This window comes from Niastella vici (assembly GCF_002077945.1).
GTDB classification, from domain to species: domain Bacteria; phylum Bacteroidota; class Bacteroidia; order Chitinophagales; family Chitinophagaceae; genus Niastella; species Niastella vici.
Map to the genome: position 1 here is coordinate 230509 of NZ_LVYD01000044.1, position 19464 is coordinate 249972.

18 protein-coding genes are annotated in these 19464 nt (G+C 45.5%); 11 read left to right on the forward strand and 7 right to left on the reverse strand.

What is annotated here, in order from left to right; all coding sequences use genetic code 11:
• From A3860_RS15050 to A3860_RS15060, 3 genes are read right to left on the reverse strand one after another with little or no spacing between them, the layout of a single operon-like run.
• Nucleotides 1-423 (reverse strand): OB-fold protein, encoded by a 423-nt coding sequence (locus A3860_RS15050; RefSeq protein ID WP_081147538.1) that lies wholly within the window; start codon nucleotides 421-423, stop codon nucleotides 1-3.
• A 10-nt stretch (nucleotides 424-433) separates the two neighbouring features.
• Nucleotides 434-808 carry a hypothetical protein gene (locus A3860_RS15055; RefSeq protein ID WP_081147539.1) on the reverse strand — a complete coding sequence of 125 codons (375 nt, stop codon included), beginning with the start codon at nucleotides 806-808 and terminating at the stop codon, nucleotides 434-436.
• A 5-nt stretch (nucleotides 809-813) separates the two neighbouring features.
• Nucleotides 814-1515: a c-type cytochrome domain-containing protein gene (locus A3860_RS15060; RefSeq protein ID WP_158085263.1), complete on the reverse strand. Its 702-nt coding sequence runs from the start codon at nucleotides 1513-1515 to the stop codon at nucleotides 814-816.
• 205 nt (nucleotides 1516-1720) lie between these two features.
• On the opposite strand from A3860_RS15060, the gene A3860_RS15065 reads away from it, so the two are divergent.
• The 8 genes from A3860_RS15065 to A3860_RS15100 all read left to right on the forward strand — a co-directional run bounded on the left by A3860_RS15065 (nucleotide 1721) and on the right by A3860_RS15100 (nucleotide 9590).
• On the forward strand, nucleotides 1721-2287 hold the full coding sequence (locus A3860_RS15065) for an RNA polymerase sigma-70 factor (RefSeq protein ID WP_081147541.1): 567 nt from the start codon (nucleotides 1721-1723) through the stop codon (nucleotides 2285-2287).
• Between the two features lie 44 nt (nucleotides 2288-2331).
• Nucleotides 2332-3345: a FecR family protein gene (locus tag A3860_RS15070; protein ID WP_081147542.1), complete on the forward strand. Its 1014-nt coding sequence runs from the start codon at nucleotides 2332-2334 to the stop codon at nucleotides 3343-3345.
• A 44-nt stretch (nucleotides 3346-3389) separates the two neighbouring features.
• The gene (locus tag A3860_RS15075) at nucleotides 3390-5996 is read left to right on the forward strand and encodes a TonB-dependent receptor (RefSeq protein ID WP_081147543.1); all 2607 of its coding nucleotides are present in this window, start codon (nucleotides 3390-3392) and stop codon (nucleotides 5994-5996) included.
• A 141-nt stretch (nucleotides 5997-6137) separates the two neighbouring features.
• On the forward strand, nucleotides 6138-6581 hold the full coding sequence (locus tag A3860_RS15080; protein ID WP_081147607.1) for a thioredoxin family protein: 444 nt from the start codon (nucleotides 6138-6140) through the stop codon (nucleotides 6579-6581).
• On the forward strand, nucleotides 6565-7512 hold the full coding sequence (locus tag A3860_RS15085; protein WP_081147544.1) for an FAD:protein FMN transferase: 948 nt from the start codon (nucleotides 6565-6567) through the stop codon (nucleotides 7510-7512). Before A3860_RS15080 ends, A3860_RS15085 begins: the two co-directional genes overlap by 17 nt.
• The gene (locus A3860_RS15090) at nucleotides 7509-7742 is read left to right on the forward strand and encodes a DUF4266 domain-containing protein (protein ID WP_245843544.1); all 234 of its coding nucleotides are present in this window, start codon (nucleotides 7509-7511) and stop codon (nucleotides 7740-7742) included. Before A3860_RS15085 ends, A3860_RS15090 begins: the two co-directional genes overlap by 4 nt.
• A 24-nt stretch (nucleotides 7743-7766) precedes the next feature.
• Nucleotides 7767-8960, forward strand: a complete 1194-nt coding sequence (locus A3860_RS15095; protein WP_081147545.1) for a DUF3570 domain-containing protein — start codon at nucleotides 7767-7769, stop codon at nucleotides 8958-8960.
• 9 nt (nucleotides 8961-8969) lie between these two features.
• Entirely contained in the window at nucleotides 8970-9590 is a 621-nt protein-coding gene (locus A3860_RS15100) for a phosphatase PAP2 family protein (protein ID WP_081147546.1), read from the forward strand.
• Nucleotides 9591-9605: 15 nt separating this feature from the next.
• On the opposite strand, the gene A3860_RS15105 is transcribed toward A3860_RS15100, so the two are convergent.
• The gene (locus tag A3860_RS15105) at nucleotides 9606-10073 is read right to left on the reverse strand and encodes an Lrp/AsnC family transcriptional regulator (protein WP_081147547.1); all 468 of its coding nucleotides are present in this window, start codon (nucleotides 10071-10073) and stop codon (nucleotides 9606-9608) included.
• A gap of 213 nt (nucleotides 10074-10286) precedes the next feature.
• Between A3860_RS15105 and A3860_RS15110 the strand changes: the two genes are divergently transcribed.
• The 3 genes from A3860_RS15110 to A3860_RS15120 are packed head-to-tail and all read left to right on the forward strand — an operon-like array spanning nucleotide 10287 to nucleotide 13603.
• The gene (locus A3860_RS15110; protein ID WP_081147548.1) at nucleotides 10287-10742 is read left to right on the forward strand and encodes a protein-disulfide reductase DsbD domain-containing protein; all 456 of its coding nucleotides are present in this window, start codon (nucleotides 10287-10289) and stop codon (nucleotides 10740-10742) included.
• Between the two features lie 17 nt (nucleotides 10743-10759).
• Nucleotides 10760-12424: a protein-disulfide reductase DsbD family protein gene (locus A3860_RS15115; RefSeq protein WP_081147549.1), complete on the forward strand. Its 1665-nt coding sequence runs from the start codon at nucleotides 10760-10762 to the stop codon at nucleotides 12422-12424.
• A 12-nt stretch (nucleotides 12425-12436) separates the two neighbouring features.
• Nucleotides 12437-13603, forward strand: a complete 1167-nt coding sequence (locus A3860_RS15120) for a cysteine desulfurase family protein (protein WP_081147550.1) — start codon at nucleotides 12437-12439, stop codon at nucleotides 13601-13603.
• Between the two features lie 107 nt (nucleotides 13604-13710).
• Here the strand turns inward: A3860_RS15120 and A3860_RS15125 are convergent, their stop codons facing one another.
• The 3 genes from A3860_RS15125 to A3860_RS15135 all read right to left on the reverse strand — a co-directional run bounded on the left by A3860_RS15125 (nucleotide 13711) and on the right by A3860_RS15135 (nucleotide 19427).
• On the reverse strand, nucleotides 13711-14694 hold the full coding sequence (locus A3860_RS15125) for a phytanoyl-CoA dioxygenase family protein (protein ID WP_081147551.1): 984 nt from the start codon (nucleotides 14692-14694) through the stop codon (nucleotides 13711-13713).
• An 82-nt stretch (nucleotides 14695-14776) separates the two neighbouring features.
• Entirely contained in the window at nucleotides 14777-17467 is a 2691-nt protein-coding gene (locus A3860_RS15130) for a glycoside hydrolase family 38 N-terminal domain-containing protein (RefSeq protein WP_143774109.1), read from the reverse strand.
• A gap of 10 nt (nucleotides 17468-17477) precedes the next feature.
• Nucleotides 17478-19427 (reverse strand): right-handed parallel beta-helix repeat-containing protein, encoded by a 1950-nt coding sequence (locus tag A3860_RS15135; RefSeq protein ID WP_081147553.1) that lies wholly within the window; start codon nucleotides 19425-19427, stop codon nucleotides 17478-17480.
• Nucleotides 19428-19464: the final 37 nt, after the last annotated feature.

Here is a 19464-nt window from a genome sequence, read left to right on the forward strand (position 1 = left end):
TTATTTTACCAGGCTGCACCTGTTCAGTATTACATCTGTGAGTATTCCAGTGCAAATGCCTTTGACCCTGATGGCTGATCCAACCGGTATACGCTTCACCGTTTCCGCTTCTTCATTGTAAAAACTGCAGGTAACTGCTGCAAGCGGGTCGCCGGTATCCAGGAATACGGTTGCGTGGCCATCCTTATCGATATTGTTACCCGATACTTTACCTGAAACCAGGATCAATTTGTCGACATACCGGCTGTTAGCTGCTGTTTCATTCTGTTGAAAGCTTTTTACAAGGTCTGCGGCCACTATTGCTGTGGTGGGTGTTTGCTTTCGGGTGTCTGCCGGCTTTTTATTATACAAATACCAGCCATACGATGCACCGGCCAGCAACACCACTGCAATGGCCGCCACGATTTTTTTCCATCTTCGCATATGATCTGTTTTAGTTATTAGGTGTTCCTGAATTGATCCAACAGGTTAAGATGGCAATTTCCGAGGTGGTTAGTGCAGCTCCGGGGGGCATGGTTTTGTCAACCAGAGCCCGTTGCTTTATGCGGCCCGCCAGTGCTTTCACCTGGTCATATGTTTCAAGCACCGTTGATCCGGCAGCCGATGCTGCATTGTGACAACCTGTTGTATTGCATTTGCCGGCCACGATCGGTTTAACGGCGGTGTAGGTAGCCGTTACCTTGCTACAGTCAACCGTACTGTCCGGATAAATTAGTTCCCCCTTGTCATAATAACATCCGGTTAATAGTACAATTATTATGGTAAGTAACGCCAAAGCGCTTGCTGAATGCTTCTTTTGTTTGTGCATATATTTTAATTATTGGGAGTTCCCGCCTGTATCCATTTTTCAACCTGCTGTATCTGGCAGTCTGCCAGTTTATTACCGCCCTGTGGCATGGCCGCATAACCGGTGGCATGTTTAATACTGCCCAGCATTCTTCCGCTCTGGGCCGCCGTTTTCACACCTGCATAGGTGCTTAGATCAACGCCGCCGCCCAGCGAGGCAGGGTTATGACAGCCTTTGCAATAGGTGTTCATTAAAGGCATCACTGCCCCTGAAAAAGTAAATAAGGTGGTGTCACAACCGCCGGTACATTGATTGTTTTTAGCACCCTGGTTTATCCATTTTTGAATGGAAGCTTTTGCTGATGCGCTGAATGGCTGATGAGGCGGCGGCGGCATAATATCGCCGGGGTTGGTAGTGTTGATGACCTGGTACAGTTTGCTGCCCGACGCATTTCCGGAAGTTACAATTTTCATGATACCGGAATAGCTGTTCAATACCAATCCTTCTTTATGCGTAGTGGCATCATGGCAGCCACTCAAAGCACATCCTGAGCTGATCAATGGAAGAATGGTATTGCCAAAGTAAACGGTATCTGCGCTGCATGAGTTGCTGATAACGGGCGGATTATTGCCGTTATTACCATTGTTGCCTGTAATCGGTATTTCGTGCTTACAGGTGATGAAAAGGCATGCGGTTGCCGCAACCGTAATAATGAATGTTAATTTCACAGTTGTTTTCTTTTGGGTGATGAATAGCGGTAAGGGGAACAGGTAATGTTCGTGGGGGTAGAGGCGCCTCTTATATTACAGACAAAATAAAATGTACATGGTCCCAGTGAGTTTTAAAGAATATTTGCCGGCTTTCAGCCGTTATGGTATTTTGCATGGTCACATGGCCTGTTTATTACACCTTTATTTACTTCCTGTAGCATAAATGAACGCAACAGATGATATCGTATGGCAGCAGATCCGCCAAAGAAATATGCCTGCTTTTGAAAGCTATTACAAGGAGCATTTCAAAAAGTATTTACTGGTTGCCTATAAATTTGTGCGGTCGGTCCCTGTAGCGCAGGAGATCGTGAACGACGTGTTCCTGAAGATCTGGGAAGATGCTGAAAAGATCATGATCGAATCCTCACTAAAAGCTTATATATATAAAGCGGTGGTAAACCGAAGCATCAATGCCTTGAACAAACAACAAAAGGAACAACAGCACCAGCGGGCACTTTCCCTGTTGCCAGAAGCATTCTATGAAGAAAAGCAACTGGAAACCAATGAATTGAAATTGCAGTTGTATAAAGCCATTGACAACCTGCCCGATCAGTGTAAAAGAGTATTTCAGCTAAGCCGCTTCGAGGGGCTGAAGCAACAGGAGATTGCAGACAAACTGGGCATTTCCATAAAAACCGTAAAAAACCATATAACACTGGCTCTTAAAACATTGGCCCGGCATGCCGATAGATCCCTGCTCCTGTTTTTGATTATAAAGTCTTTTTTATAGGCGACTGGGACCAGGCCTTATTTTATTTGTCATACCTATAGCGCATGGATCATTTATCAAACAATACTACCCCCTGGCCCCTGATCGGCTCCGCTTTACAGGGCGATCTCAGCGGGGAAGAAGACGTGGAGCTGCAGCAATGGCTGGCAGCTGATGTACAAAACAGGGAATTATTCAGGCAGTTACAAAATGCCTGGAATAATGACCTGGAAGAATTGCAAGCCTACCTGCAAGCCGATGAATCGGTTGCCTGGAATGCTTTGAGAACTAAAATGGAAGAACGGGCAACCCGTGAAAATGACGGGCACGAGAGGGGTATTGCCGGTGCAGGAAAAAGCCGCGCCCGTTTGATAAGGCTGGTAGCTATAGCTGCCCTTTTTGTTTTGATAACAGGTATAGTCATTTGGAAAATGAGCATTGATAGCAGTAGTAACTATAGCACAGGTAGCGCTGAACAACAGTCGGTTGCCCTGGCCGACGGTACCCGCATAAACCTGTTTCCTGCATCCCAGCTGGAAGTACCTGAAGGGTATAATAAGAAGTTACGAAAAGTGGTATTAAAAAGCGGGGAAGCATTTTTTGACGTACGGCACAAACAAATACCATTTATTGTAGACCTGGGTGTTGCCAGTGTAAAAGATATTGGCACCAGTTTCCGCATAAGGAAAGCAAAAGACAGTATACGGGTTGCTGTAGTTTCGGGCATAGTGGAACTAAGGAATAAAACAAATAACGAGGTGCACCTGTTAAAAGCTGGTATGCAGGTAACATTACTGCCAGGTACGGGCAATTCGAGCCCGCTTATTGTTATTGATTCTATTGACACTGCCGGGGATAACCCGTTGCGGTTTATTAATACTCCGCTGCCTGAAGTGATCAAAAGATTTGAAACCGTTTATAACAGGAAGATAGTTATAGCGGATCCGTCAATAATGCAAAAGCGCTTTACCGGTAATTTCGATGGACTGTCATTTGAAGGCGCCATGGAAGTACTTTGCCAATCTCTTAACATAACATTTATGCGGGAGAAGGATGCTTATTATTTAAAAAAGGAATAAATTCAGTAAAACCAGGAATACTGTACCATAGCAAAAAGAAAACGATGTGGCCTGTTACCATTGGGGTAGTTAATAAAGTGTTATTGCAGGTGGCTTCACTTGCAGTATTTGTATTGCTGTTTACCGCCGGGTTAAGGGCGCAAACCATCACTGATAAAGAGCAAAAGATCACTGTCGACGTAAAAAATGAATCGCTGCAAAATATACTTTTGAATATAGAATCGCAATCATCTTTCCGGTTTGCCTATGATGCAGCGCTGATCTCGGGGCTAAGCAGGATCTCGTTCAGGGCCATCGATCAGCCGATGACCGATGTATTGAATAACCTGTTTAAAGGAACCGGTATTACGTTCAGTATTAGCGGTAACCAGGTGATCTTACAAAAAAGCCAGCAAAGCAAAGTAACGCTCAGTGGTTTTACCAGTGATAAAAAGAACGGAGAGCTGCTGATTGGCACCAATATCTATTTCCCGGCCATCAAAAGAGGGACGGTGTCGAACAGGTATGGGTTTTATTCCATTACAATACCTGCTGCAGATTCTCTTGAAGTAGAAATATCCTATACCGGCTATCAAACCTTTCGAACTGTTTTAACTGGCCGTAAAGACGTGAAGCTGAATATACAGCTCAATCATCGGGAAGATTCTTTTACCTTCAAACCGGTTATTGTAGTGAACGATAAGGATAATGCCGTTACCAGGAACCAGGTAGACCTGATCGACCTCACGGCCGATATGATAACTGCAACACCTGCCGTGAGCGGCAATGGCGATATCATCAATGCGGTACAATTGTCGGCAGGGGTTCAGGCCGGCATGGATGGAACCGCAGGATACCTTGTAAGAGGCGGCAATGCCGATCAGAACCAGGTATTACTCGATGAAGCCACGCTCTATAACCCGGGCCATCTGTTGGGGTTGGTAAGTGTTTTCAATTCTCCGGCCATTAAGAAAGCGACGTTGTTAAAGGGCGGTTTTCCTGCTTCTTATGGCGATAATCTGAGTTCAGTGCTCGAAGTGCAAATGAAAGACGGAAGCGATCAGCAGTTGGGCGGCGAATTACAACTGGGCACCATGACCTCTTCACTGGCCTTATGTGGGCCTATAATTCCGGGTAAATCCTCCTTCTTTTTGTCGGCCCGCAGAAGTACGATCGACTACCTGCTTCGCCCGGTTTCAACGACCGCCTATTTCAGCAATTATTATTTTTACGATCTGAATGCGAAACTGCAATTTCAGCTATCGCCCAATGACCGGGTATATTTCAGCATTTACCAGGGGTACGACAAAGGCGCTTATAATTCGAATGGTGAAGATGATGGTTATAACAAAGAGGATTACATAGATTATAATATCGCATTCGGTAACCGGACCTTTGGTGCCCGGTGGAACCATGTTTTTTCAAAAAAACTGTTTTCCAATACTTCCCTGGTTTATACTTCGTATTTTCAGCGGCTTTCCACTATTGAGAAAAACTATTTTGCAGAATTGTATTCCGGCATCCGCGATCTTCATGCACGCACCGACCTGTATTATTACCCGAATGTGTCGCACCGGATACGGGTTGGGGCCGACTACCTGCAGCAATCGCTTTTCCCTGCTACTTTATCTGATAAGGTTTCGTCGGCAGGGTTTTTAGGCATCAATGAAAATGACATTCCTCAAAGAAGTTCCGACCGTTTTGCTGCTTACGTGGGTGATGATTATAAAATAAGCAGCAGATTCAATATATATGCAGGGGTAAGAATACCCCTTTACCGGAAAGTTGATGTGCAGTATATGAATGTTGAGCCGCGGTTATCGTTGTTATATCTCACCGGGGCCAACAGCAGCGTAAAATTGTCTTACAGCAATATGCATCAGTATATTAACCTGGTGCAAAGTTACAATGCCACATTCCCGGCCGAAATATGGATGGGAAGCAGCAACAAAGTGAGGCCACAGGGCAGTCACCAGGTATCTGCCGGCTTTTATAAAAATGTAAGTGGAAAAATGTACCAGGCAAGCCTGGAAGTTTATTATAAAACAATGAGTGACCAGTTGCTGTTAAAAGGAGGCGGGTCCTCTTCTGTAATAGACAACAACCTGGAAGATCAGCTGATTTTTGGTAAAGGTTGGAGCTATGGCAGTGAATTTATCGTCAGGAAAACCATTGGAAGAATAAAGGGATGGATCTCCTACTCATTCACCAATGCATTTCAACAGTTTGATTCATTGAACCAGGGCGTTGCTTTTCCACTGGCCATCAACAGAAAACACAGTCTGTATGTATTGTGCAATTATGACTTTGATAAGCATTGGTCAGCCTCTGCCACGGCATATGTTACAAGTGGCCGGTCTGTGACATTAAATTCAGGTTCAGGCAATCAGAATGGCAATCCTTTGTATGATGAAGATGATCATAATGAAGCCTATAACCACCAGCTTTCGCCATATAACCGGTTAGATGTAAGCGTTTCCTATAAAAAAAGCAGGGCTGCTGCAAACAGGACCTTTACAAGTGAGTGGGTGTTGTCGGTATTTAATGTATATGCGCATAAGAATACACAATTTTATTACAGATCAATTGATCCGCAGACTAAAAAACCATATATAAAGGAAATACCGTTTTTCCCGGTTATACCAACCCTTACATACAAGTTAAGTTTTTAAGGGACAAAACGACGCCATATTGAAAATGCCCCAATACAGGGCTGTTAACCTGGACCTTACTGCTACAAACTGAGAAAGATCAATCAGTTTTAATAATTCGTTTTGGCCGCCATGAGCTGGCCAGGCACAATTTTTTTATTTATGAAATTTCTTTTCGTGCTCTTGATCACCGGCATAAGCGGGTCATTCGCCGACTGGCAAACCGATTTCGAAAAAGCTAAAAAGCTGGCGAAAGAAAATGACCGGTATCTTCTGCTGAATTTTTCCGGCTCTGATTGGTGCGGTCCATGTATCCGGTTGAAAAAGGAAGTGTTTGAAAGCGATGCATTTAGCGAACTGGCTACCAGTTCATTGGTATTGTTCAATGCAGATTTTCCGCGTAGTAAAAAGAACCAGCTGCCGAAGGACATACAGGAACGGAATGATGCACTGGCCGGGCAATACAATCCATTGGGCAAATTCCCTTTTACGTTACTCTTAACAGCAGATGGTAGGGTCATTAAAACCTGGGAAGGCTTTCCGGGGAACGACAGCCGGTTATTTATTGATCAGATCAAATCTGCCTTACATGCAAACAATAACTAAATCGGCTTTGCTGGAATACAAACAGTCACAACGGCTGATGGGTAATACTTTTGAAATTACGGTGGTAGCCGATAATGAAGCCTGGGCGAAGGAAAAGATCGGCCTCGCCGTTGCGGAGATCAAAAGGATTGAAAAACTGTTTACCACATTCGACGACAACAGTGAAACCAACCTCATCAACAGGAATGCCGGTATTCAGCCGGTGAATGTATCCACGGAAGTTTTTAACCTCATCGAAAGATCGCTTAGGATCTCAGCTGTTACCGACGGCGCTTTTGACATTACTTATGGTTCAATAGACAAGGGCCTATGGAATTTTGACCGTAATATGACCCGGCTGCCTGATAAGGAAACTGCCCGCAAAATGGTGCGGTTGATCAATTACCGCAATGTGCTCCTTGATAAAGCAAGCGGTACCGTGATGCTGAAAGAAAAAGGAATGCGCATTGGTTTCGGTGGTATAGGTAAAGGGTATGCGGCTGATATGGCAAAAGCACTATTGATAAAAGAAGGCGTGCACAGCGGTATTGTCAATGCTTCCGGCGATCTGGTTACCTGGGGCCGCCAGGCTGATCAGCAACCCTGGACCATTGGCATAGCCCATCCCGATGATGCCCGCAGGGCCTTTTCCTGGCTCAATATTTCTGACCTGGCTATTGCCACCTCAGGCAATTACGAAAAATATGTAATGATCGACGGGAAGAAATATTCCCATACCATTAACCCCAAAACAGGTTTGCCGGTAACGGGTATTAAAAGCGTTACCATTATAAGCCCTTATGCTGAAATTGCCGATGCCATGGCTACCCCGGTGATGGTGATGGGCGTGCAGGCAGGGCTTCATCTCATAAACCAGATCCACTATTTAAGCTGCATCATTGTTGATGAGCATAATACTATTTATTCAACCAAAAACATTCAATTAACATGAACGGCAAAACGAAAATAATGCCAGTGTTCTTATTGGCCATGGGCATGCTTATGCTGGCAACAACAGGATGCCAGCCGGTGAAAGAATACCAGAAAAGCAAGATCAACGATGGGGAAATGAACCTCAGCAACCGCAAGGTGGAGAAAACAGAGCTCAGTTTTCAGGGATACCGCGAAGGTGCTTCAGGAGCCAATGCCGGTAAAAGCGGTGGCGGCTGCGGTTGTAATTAATTAATTTGTAAAACGATTTTCAAAATGAAGAAAATATTCCTGACTGTTTTGGGAATTGCTGCGTTGTTAAGATCATTTTCTCAACAGAACCCCGACACTACCGGCTTTCAAAGCAGGAAACTGAAAGTAGATGAGGTCAACCTGGTATCAAGCTACTACAACCAGATGGGCGATCATGCTGCGGTTACCGGCGGCATTGGAACACAAAAGCTCACTGATATTGCCAATGTAATTGATGTAAAACTGGTTAAGTATGACCGTAAGCTCCGAAAGCATGCATTTGACCTGGAAATAGGGATCGACCATTATACATCTGCCTCTTCAGACCAGATAGACCTGAAGGCCAATTCTTCTGCCTCGCATGCCGATACCCGTATTTATCCTTCATTGGCCTGGAGTATGGAAAATGAAAAGAAAGGCACAACGATAAGTGCAGGGGTTTCTTCTTCTACTGAATTCGATTATCAGTCCTTCGGGGCTAATATAGGTTTTTCCCAAAAAACGAAAGACCGGAACGGGGAATTTTCTGCAAAGGTGCAGGCCTATTTCGACCAGGTTAAACTGGTGACGCCTACTGAATTGAGGACCGGGGGAGGTGGTGGCAGGGGAGATAGCTATGGTTCTGACAACCGAAATACCTTCGCTGGTTCTTTGTCGTGGTCGCAGGTCATTAATAAAAACCTGCAGATCATGTTTCTGGCCGACCTGGTGAAGCAGCAGGGATTTTTGAGTCTTCCCTTTTACCGGGTGTATTTTACTGATGGCAGCGTGCACGAGGAGAAGTTGCCCGATTCCCGTTTAAAGGTACCGTTAGGTTTCCGCGCTAATTATTTTCTGGGCGACAACATTATCATTCGCACCTATTATCGTTATTATAAAGATGATTGGGGTGTTTCGTCGCACACGGTGAACCTGGAAGTGCCGGTGAAAATTACCCCGTTCTTTTCCATCAGCCCATTTTACCGCTTCTACAGTCAGTCGGCCATAAAGTATTTTAAACCTTACGGGCAACATACGGCGGCCGATGAATTTTATACCAGCAACTATGATCTGTCGAAGTTCAACAGCAATTTCGTGGGAGCGGGCATCCGGCTGGCGCCGCCTAACGGAGTTTTTGGTGTTCAACACTGGAATATGATAGAACTGCGTTATGGACATTATACCAAGAATATTAATATGAATGCAAATATTGTATCCATGAACCTCAGGTTTAAATAGCAATAAGCAATGAAATATTTGATTGTATTTACAGTATTTCCAATTTTCTTAGCGGCTAAGGTTAAGGCGCAGGCGACGAGGCCCGACCTGGCAGTTGTTGTAGAACTCATGGAAGATCGTAAGGAAGAACCCACTGAATTTTTTCAGCATTTATCCAATTCAACAAATTATGTAAGTATGTTAGTGCCCCTGTCGGTATTGGCCACAGGGTATGCCAGGGGAGAAAAAACTACTGTTCAAAAAGGATGGTACATGGCAGAGTCACTGGTTGCCTCCTCGCTAATTACGTGGGGATTAAAATATACGATCAGGCGCAACAGGCCATTTACAACCGATCCTTATATAGTGCCGGCCAGTTCGGGCGGCGGGCCTTCTTTTCCATCGGGCCATACCTCAGAAGCTTTTGCTACTGCCACTTCCCTTACACTGGCTTTTCATAAATGGTGGGTGGCGGTGCCTGCCTATGCCTGGGCGGGCTCAGTAGGCTATTCAAGAATGTACCTGGGTGTTCATTATCCGTCCGATGTGGCTGCAGGCGCGCTTGTGGGCGCCGGCAGCGCCTGGTTAATGTATAAAGCCAACCAGTGGCTGCACCGGCATAAAGCGGGTAATATGCAGCCGGTGCTATAACAGAGCCTCAGCTCATTAAATAGGATAGGCTGTAATGCTTTTAGTCTCTGATAATACAAAAAAGCTTTGAACGGTATTGATATTCGGTAACGTAGCCAGTTTATTTCTATAAAAATCATGGTAGGCATCCATATCGCTGGTAGCGATGCGCAGAATAAAATCAAAAGTGCCGGTCATTTGAAAACATTCCATCACCTCGGGAAAGCGGGACACTTCTTTTTCAAAGGTGGCGAGGGTTTGCGCCGTATGGTCATTTAACAGCACCTGGGAAAAAGCGATAAGCCCCCGGTTTACTTTCTTCCGGTCGAGCAGGGCGACGATCTTCTTTATATAGCCCTGTTCTTTCAATTTTCTGATGCGTTCATGTACCGTAGCTACAGATTTGTCGAGTTCAAAAGCGATCTCCTTATTGGTAAGAGAAGCGTCTTTTTGCAGCAGGCGCAGGATCTGTAGGTCAACTGTGTCTAATTCGGTGGTTTGCATATTGAAAAAAGTATCGGGAATTACCGTTTAATGATGGGGTTGGGCGAATAAAATTAAGAAAAGATGGTTGTTTGCCATAAAATTTATGGAAGAACGGCAACTCTATTGGAAATAAAAAGAAACTTCTCCAACTTTAGTTCCACAAGCAAGGGCTAGTAGCCAAACCCGATTCCTGGTATCATTATTTTTCCATCCTGATCTAAATTATAGTTTATGCGTTTTACAACGAAAGTGATTTTCGCTGCTGTACTTGTATTGCCATTCCTGAACGGGAAGGCCCAGATCCTTACCCCGGTACATTGGAGTTATGGCGCAAAAAAGATCAGTGCAACCGAAGCGGTGGTATTTATTAAAGCCACCATTGACCCCGGTTGGCATTTGTATTCTCAAACGGTTGCTGAAGGCGGCCCGGTTAAAACTACGTTTACATTTGCCCCTGCTGCTGCATACACCCTCAATGGCGCTACCCAGGAACCAAAGCCAATTGTACGCATGGAACCTGCCTTCAACATGAACGTAGCCTTCTTTGAAAAGTCAGTGATCTTTCAGCAAAAGGTAAAAGTGAAAAAGTTCCCCGTTGCTGTAAAGGGCTCGGTTGAATATATGACCTGCAACGATGAAAAATGCCTGCCCCCCGACACGCAATCTTTCAATGTTACTATTAAATAATTGCCCACACTTCCCTTATGCGTATACGTAAAACCTGGTTTGGCTGTCTGTTGGTGATCGTGCTGCTGTTCGCAGGAACACAGACCGGTTATGCGCAGGATACCGTTTCAACAGAGGATGTGGAGTTTACGCCAATGGCCGACAGCGCCCTTACAACTGCCGTGGATACCGCCGCGCATGCCAGGGATACCGGGGTGCATGTACAAACAGTTGCCCCGGCTACCAGTGCCGCAACGCCCGAAACCCTGCCTGCCATCTTTATTGCCGGCCTGCTGGGCGGTTTTGCCGCCGTGCTGATGCCCTGTATATTCCCGATGTTACCGATGACGGTGAGCTTTTTTACAAAGAGCTCAAAAGGGAAGGGGGCTGTTGGCAAAGCGGTCACTTACGGACTAAGTATTATTGTATTATATGTATTGCTGGGCCTGCTGATAACGGTGTTGTTTGGCGCCGATGCGCTCAACGATCTTTCAACAAACGGCATTTTCAATTTTTTCTTTTTTCTGCTGCTTGTCGTTTTTGCCGCTTCTTTTCTGGGCGCCTTTGAAATTGTATTGCCTTCCAGTTGGGTGAATAAAGTGAGCAGTAAGTCGGGCAATAGTGGGTTGGGCGGCATCTTCTTTATGGCGGCAACACTGGCGCTTGTTTCATTCAGCTGCACCGGGCCTATCATTGGCACTTTGCTGGTGCAGGCTGCCACTACAGGCGCCCTGCTGGGGCCGGCGGTAGGCATGTGTGGCTTTGCACTGGCGCTGGCGCTTCCGTTCACCCTGTTTGCAATGTTCCCCTCGTGGATGAATGCATTGCCCAAATCGGGTGGCTGGCTCAATAGTGTAAAAGTAACGTTAGGTTTTCTTGAACTGGCGTTTGCATTAAAATTCCTGAGCAATGTAGACCTGGCCTATCACTGGAAGTGGTTCGACCGTGAGATCTTCCTGGCCTTGTGGATCGTGATCTTTGGATTGCTTGGTTTGTATTTATTAGGCAAGCTGCGTTTCAGTCATGACAGCCCGCTAGCGCATTTGACCATCCCGCGCTTATTTATTGCGATCATTTGTCTTTCGTTTACGATATATCTTATTCCCGGTTTGTGGGGGGCGCCGCTGAAAAGTGTAAGTGCGTTTCTGCCGCCCATGTCGAGCCAGGATTTTGACCTGTCGGCCGGCGTTAGTCATGAAAAGCTTTCAAATAATAATACGCCTCATAAGTATGCTGACTTATTTGAGGCGCCGAAAGGATTTCAACCGTTTTTTGATTATGATGAAGGTATAGCCTACGCTCATCATGCAGGCAAGCCGGTAATGATCGATTTTACCGGCCATGCCTGTGTGAATTGCCGGAAGATGGAAGCGAATGTGTGGCCCGATGCGGAAGTGGCCAAACTGATCAATGACGATTATGTGCTGATCCAATTATATGTTGATGATAAAACCACATTGACCGATGCGGAACAATTCACTACTGCAGAAGGACGCCGTATAAAAACGATCGGCAATAAATGGAGTAACCTGCAAACAAGCGACTTTAAAGCCAACTCGCAACCTTTTTATGTGTTGCTTGATCCTCAATCAAAACAATTGTTGACGCCGCCGCAGGGCGCCGACTATGATGTGGAACGCTATAAGCAATTTTTGAAAAGCGGATTGAGCGCTTTTGGTAACCTGAAAAATAGTATTAAATAATTTGATCACCGGATGACAAAGCAACCTGTATATTTAGATAATGCCGCTACCACGCCGTTGGCTGAAGAAGTGCTTACCGCCATGTTGCCTTATATGAAGGAAACATTCGGCAATCCCTCTTCCACTTATTCTGTTGGCCGTATGTCGCGGCTGGGCGTTGAAACTGCCCGCAAAAAGGTAGCGCAATTATTGGGCGTGCCACCTGCGGGTATTTATTTCACAAGCGGTGGTACCGAGAGTAACAACACCGCCATTGCATCGGCCATTCGCGATCTGGGGTGCACACATATCATTACATCGCCTATTGAACACCATGCCGTTTTGCATACGGTTGAGTATTATAGCCGCACCAATCAAATTCCCTTTTCCCTGGTGGCCTTAACACCGGCCGGCGAAGTGGACTATAATGACCTGGAGCGTCAATTGAACCAGCTGTCCCTGGCAGGGGTTAAGCCGCTGGTTTCGCTCATGCATGCAAATAATGAAATTGGCGCCCTGTTAGATATTGCCCGTGTTGGGCGTCTTTGTAAACAATACAACGCCATTTTTCATTCCGACTGCGTGCAAACCGTGGGGCATTATCCATTGAATTTACTGGAATATGGCGTGCATTTTATTTCCGGCGCCGGTCATAAATTTCATGGGCCTAAAGGCGTTGGTATCCTGTATGTTCACAGCGAGTTGAAAATACAGCCACTTATTCATGGCGGCGGGCAGGAACGGAACCTGCGGGCGGGCACCGAAAATGTATATGGCATTGTGGGCTTTGCCAGGGCCCTGGAGTTGGCCATGGAGGAATATGAACAGGAAAGCAAAAACATTGCTCACCTGAAAGCATATATGAAACAGGAACTGGTGAAGGCCATACCCGGTGTAGGCTTTAACAGTCCCGATAATTCATTGTATACCGTGTTGAGTGTTTGCTTTCCAAAATCACCCAATGGCGAGTCATTGTTGCTTGAGCTGGACATGGCGGGTATTTGCGTATCGGGCGGAAGCGCCTGCAGCAGCGGTGACGATAGCGGTTCTCACGTTATTAAAGCCTTAAACAAAAATGCGGATTGTAACACCATCCGGTTCTCGTTCAGTAAATACAATACAATAGCAGAGATCGATAAAGTTATTATGGCATTGCAGGCAATACTGCAGGTGGCACCGGCCGCAATCGCCATTAAATAGTCTCATGTGACCATATATCTATAATAAGGGGCTTGTTTCTACTTGCCCCTTTTTTTATTTGACCTGAAACCACAACCCCTCGTTTTTTTAACTAAACCTTCCCTGGTTTAAGATGATAGCAGATCATTATATAGATCGCCGGCATTAACTTTAGGTATATCACCCGCCAGAGCCGCCAGTTCTTTATTTTCATCAAACAGCAATGGGAAAAAGCGGCTGTCAAGCACCTTGTTCTGCTCCATAGGCGGAAAATTATGCAAGGCCTCCATGCGTTCGTAGTTGGCCGTATTTCCCAATGTATGGCTGGCCATTGCATTCAATACAACAGCTCTTCTGGGGCGCGCAGAATAATTGGCATACGATCCATGGATCATCAACGGGTGATGGAAGCTCGCATAACCTTTTGGTAACTCATTGGCTACCTTATTTTCAAAAACGGTGTTTTGTTCTTCATTCAAAACGTTTTTGATCGCATTCATATCTCCTGTTAGACCAGTAATGGGCAATAAACCCCATTTGTGACTGCCGGGTAAAAAATAAAGACACCCATTTTCGGTATTGGCATCATCCAGGCCTATCCAGCAGGTAAGATGGTGCATCGGTTTGGTAAACGTCCAGTAGGAAAAATCCTGGTGCCATGCTACTACACCGCCATGAAGCGGCGGTTTGCAAAACAATTGATCATGGAAAAGTCTGAATGATTGTCCTAATAACTGGTAGGCAGCCATGCGATAAGCAGGCGACCAAATCAAGTCATGAAAGCCCGGTGTAACCCGCCAACCCCCAATGGCATGAAAAAGCACTTTATCGGGATCTTCCGCCTCATTGCTTTCGTAATGATAAAAGAGCTTCTTCTCTTCTTCGTTCACCGATTGAAGCTTTACCAGTTCTTCATTAAGGAGGCCTACCTGTTCCTCTGTCAATATGCGGATACCGCTAACAAAACCGTGTTCCTGAAAGGAGGCAACCTGCTCGCGGGTTAGCATATACTTTTCCCATTCTGCGGCAGTTTTTGGCTGTTCAAACAGGCCGGCGACGGGGCTGCTATACTGCGACAGGTCATTGTTTAATTTTAAAATCGATTCGTTCATATTGGCAGTTTAGAAATTAGCATTAATTAAATACTCAAATAGATTCCTGCAGAAGTTTTATTATTTGTTTGCTGCTATTGAGCTATTCCAGGATAAAACTGGCAGGCCCAAATGCTTTGATCGTACAACTGAATTTCCCGTTTATGATTTTGACAGGCTTCCCGTTTACTTCGCCCCGAAGATCTACCGGCGTGGCTTTCGTGCGTTGTTGCCCTGCCGGAAGCATGATCGTTACTGCTCCTGCGCTTCCTGCCTGTTCCCATAAACGCAGCAGGGTTCCTTTATTCCCATCAGGGTCTTCGCCAAATGCCGTTACCAACACGCCTTTCCGGGAAAGTTCAATTCCTTTTTGTGTGGCGGGTAATTTTCGGGAACTGTTTTCAGGAGCTATGGCCTGCAATGGATTGCGGGCTTCCAATGCAGGAACAGTCATGATCTGTTCTTTTGCTGTGTTGCGATCAAATGTCCAGATCCTTACACGTGAACTCCAGGTGCCGGGATACCAGTAACGGTAATTGGTATTCCATTGATTGTTGTATAAGTTGATATACACAATAGGTTTCTTCGGTATAAAGTTCAATGAAAACTTCCAGCAGCCGGGCGTATCCAAACTAATGAGCGGATGATCGAGCGGCGTCACGGCAATGCCTTTACCCGTTGCATCGGTTATCGTTACTCCTTGCCCTACTGTGTACATATCCTTGTTGGCGCCCATTTGAATATCTGTTGCCGGATCCATAGTGCCCAGTGGACGATATACCTTAAATACAGGGTTTTGAATATTAAACGGAAGCGCCAGCCAATCAGCTTCGGGCCAGTTATCTTTTGCTTTGTTAAGAATTGTTATTTCCATATCAAGATAAGGCTGGCCCCCGGTGAGTGTTACTGTTAAACGTGATGCAGGCAAATGATTGGCCGTATCGGCAGGCATGTTTACAATTGCCGTTTGTTGTAACGGGGTAGTGGCAACACTAAGCGTTCCGCCAACAGGAGAAGCTTTGCGATAGGGAACAATTTTTTCTGAGATCATACCGGGTTTGAATAAACCCGGATGCAGCCAGTCGCCACTTTCACCGAATACCTGCCAGGCGCGTTTTTGCTGGTAATCGGCTGTATATTTTGCAGTTTGTTCGTATGTAAAGCGTTCGTTGAAATATTGCCCTGTTTGGTTGCCCGAAATGTTTGCCGCCCAATTGTGGCCGGTACGTTTATCAATCAATGAAGTGATAGCACCCCTGGTTGCATCAAAACTTATTTTATAAAATTCATTTTCGATAAATTGACTGGTTGAGGTTGCTGCTATTTGCTTAGCCGGCAAAGCCACAGTTGTATAGCCGCCTGCGGGAATATTTTTCACCAACACCTGCTCACCATTCACGTCAACCACTCCGTTTCGCTGCCAGGGCAAAGGGTTGTAAACAAGTAAACTGTTGGGTGCGGCTTTTACCGATTGTGCCAATAATAGCAGGTTGTCTTTTTTTAGATTGTTGGCAATGCGCCATGCCGTGCGGATGTAATCTGTTTTATCCTCCCAGGAGGCCTCCAGGCCGGCATATTTTGATGCGGGCAGTTGTTTGAACTCATCGCCATACTTGTCAACAGAAGCCGCACCGCCCCAGGTGTGTTCGGCATACAGCGCCATCATTTCATACGCTTTGGCTATTGAATCGCTAATAGAAGACACAGGCAGTTTCCAGTTTTTCAACTGTGTATGCAATAGTTCATCTGCAGCTAACAGGGGCGCAGCATCTCTCGACATTTTTGAACCGCCCGGGTCGCACATAATACCATGCACCCAGGTATCGGGCATTTCTTTTTTAACAACAGGGAAGGTGGGGTTGCCGGCAAGTATGGATCTTACAAAGTCGTCCATTGTACCCACACGTATATTTACTCCCGGCATTTTTTTCCGGGCCTCTTCAAATAGTGCTTTTACATCCCTTTCTTTGGGAGGTCCGGTATTATCCATTGTTACAAGGATCGCCGGCCAAACCTTATAGGGCCAGTCAGCCGGCGGCAGCAATCCGTGTCCTACAAAATGTTCATTGCCTCCCCATTCAGAAGACCAGCCAGGGCCAATGGCAGTACTGTAAATGCTGGAGTAAAAAGTAAGCACCCTTGAGCCGTCAGGCCCTTCCCACCAGAAAAGCCCTGGTGTTTGTACAAAGCCACTTGGCCAGTTGCAGCCAATATGTAAAAATTTTACGCCTGCGTTCGCCAACACTGTTGCCAGCTCACCTCCATGCGAAGGCATGTCTGTAACTTTTGCTGATTGTGGTAGCGGAAGATGATATTGTCTGGAGAGTTTGGACGCAAAACCAAGCCCCCTTGTAATTACTTCCGGTTCGCATACATCGGTTTCCACGGTAAAAGGCATGGCATGGGTGATAAAGCGTCCTTTACTGAATGCGTCATCCAGTTTTTTTCTTCGCTCATCTGTTTGTCCCGGCCAGGGCTCCATCACTTTCGACATAACCCATCCGGGACAGGTCCATTTGAACTGTTGCCCGTCAGGCATTGACTGCGATGCCTCCATGGCTTTGAGTGCATTGTCAATCATGCCGGTACGGTAATATTGTACAACGTCTTTCGCGCGATGCGTATAACCGATATCGAAATGGGTTTTAAATACAACAATGATCTCTTTTACGTTATTGTTAAGGACAAAATTATCCGGCTGTTTTTTTCGCGGGATGGTCGTCTGCGACCATACATTGTTTTCAACAATGCATAAGATTGATAACGAGAAAAATAAAAGCTTTGATTTTTTCATTGCATATTTTTTATCGTTGCCACACTTTAATTTTTTGTTTTCCGCTTTGTTTAATTTCAAAAGCCCCTGGTGATGGGTTGGCTGTATTGCGTTGATTGCCTAAATAATCGGTATCGATCTTAAGTGTCGATCCGTCTGTATTTTCAAAAGGCAGGCTGGGAACAATAGCCGGTCTTAGTGATTGTGTTGTTACTAATTTTCTTGTTTGTTCGCTAAGCCAGTTTTTATCGAGATCGATCTCCAGGAAAAACGTTTCGTTTTGTGTTGACAAATCAGCAATGGCATCAAAATCATTTTTTACCAACGCATTTTTTTCAACAGCAGCTTGTTCTTTGTAATTTTTCATTTTCTCTTTTGCATCTTTGTCCATCTCGCCAAATTGCATTTGCTTATCATTATTGATGGCTCTTACCGTTCCTTTTGTATAAACGTTCCCGTCAAAGGTTACTGGCATCAGCGCCTTACTGTATTGACTCGCATTGCCTGCATTTACAAAGAGGTTGTTGATAAACTGGATATCGCCACCGGGATTATCGTGTAATCCGGCAACATAAGTGGAGTGGGGAAGATGGTAAGGAGTTAATCGTCCGTCGTAATTAATAATAGTCATTCCTCCACCAAAAATATTGTGCACAAAAGCCGCCCCGCTTGAATTCATCAGCAGGTTGGTTTTCGATAACAGGATATTATTGCTTACCAGCATGGGGCCATGGTCCACTTCCAGGAAAATGTCGTGGTCATTATCATGCATCAGGTTGTTTTTGATCTGTGCGCCCTGGGCCATCCAGTCGAGCCAAATACCAAAATTGCTGCGATAAATATGGTTATTGCGGATTTGCACATCTACCGCACCGTGAAATTTAATAGCGGCCTGTTCAGCTCCATCAAACAAGCGATGAATGTGAATGTCGTGGATGGTATTGCCTTCTACAATGCTGAACGCACAACCCATGCTGCCTACAATACCTGTTTGCTCGCAGTTAGTGATGGTATTGTTGCGAACAAGATGCCCGCCAATAGTAGCCTTGTTCCAACCGAATGCCAGGGCTCTGTTGATAGTACCTACATAACCTTTTGCCGATTCGGTTTCCCTGTTATCGAATTCATCGCCATATTTACCCAGTGCGATGCCCACGCATTTTGAATACCGGATCACATTATTCTCAATGATCCAGCCACGGCTCCAATGCGTGCCAATAAGGCCATGCTGTTCGGCAGTAGGTGGCGCCCAATTGGTAGCGGCCTGTTCCAGGGTAAATCCACGAACAGTAAGAAAATTTATGAATGGTTTATCGGGATAAAATACAGTTGCGCGAACATTGATCTCCACCAGCGCTGTATTGGGATCTGCATTTTTAAACTGCGCCCAGATGGTGGTGCTGTCGGCATCCACTGTTGCACACCAAAGTGGATTTTTTGCATCAGCTGTTTTGTTGAGCACTTCTTCTTTTTTCGCTGCCTCCATCAGCCAATCGCCATTTAGGTACACAGCGCCCCGCAGGTATTTTCTGTCTTTTGGCCTGGGCCAAAACCAATCGCCATGAATGTATTCTTTATACGGATTGAAATTTCCAAAGAAACTGTTGGGTAGCTTCAGCACCCAGGTATCATTCTCTTGCTTTTGCCAGCCTTTCACTACTTCTGATCCTTTTACGGCCACCTTCTCTCCTTTGGCTGCCTGATAAGTAATTCTTTCTTTATCAGAGTTACCGCCACGGGGCGGTACGATGGATTCACGGTAAATACCGGCGTGCACGGTAATTATATCTCCGGGCAGGGCTTTGCCGGCCGCCGCCATAATGGTTTTTAAAGGGTTGCCTGCCGAGCCATCGTTGGCATCATTGCCGTTTACCGAAACATGGTATTCTTTATATGCTTTGGCATTGCCATTGGATGTTTTTACTTGTGCAAATGTGCAGAAATAGCTGAATGCAAGCAGTGCGCAAAAGAAGGATTTCATTTTATAAACCAGTTTTTATTTTCAATACTTCGGGTCT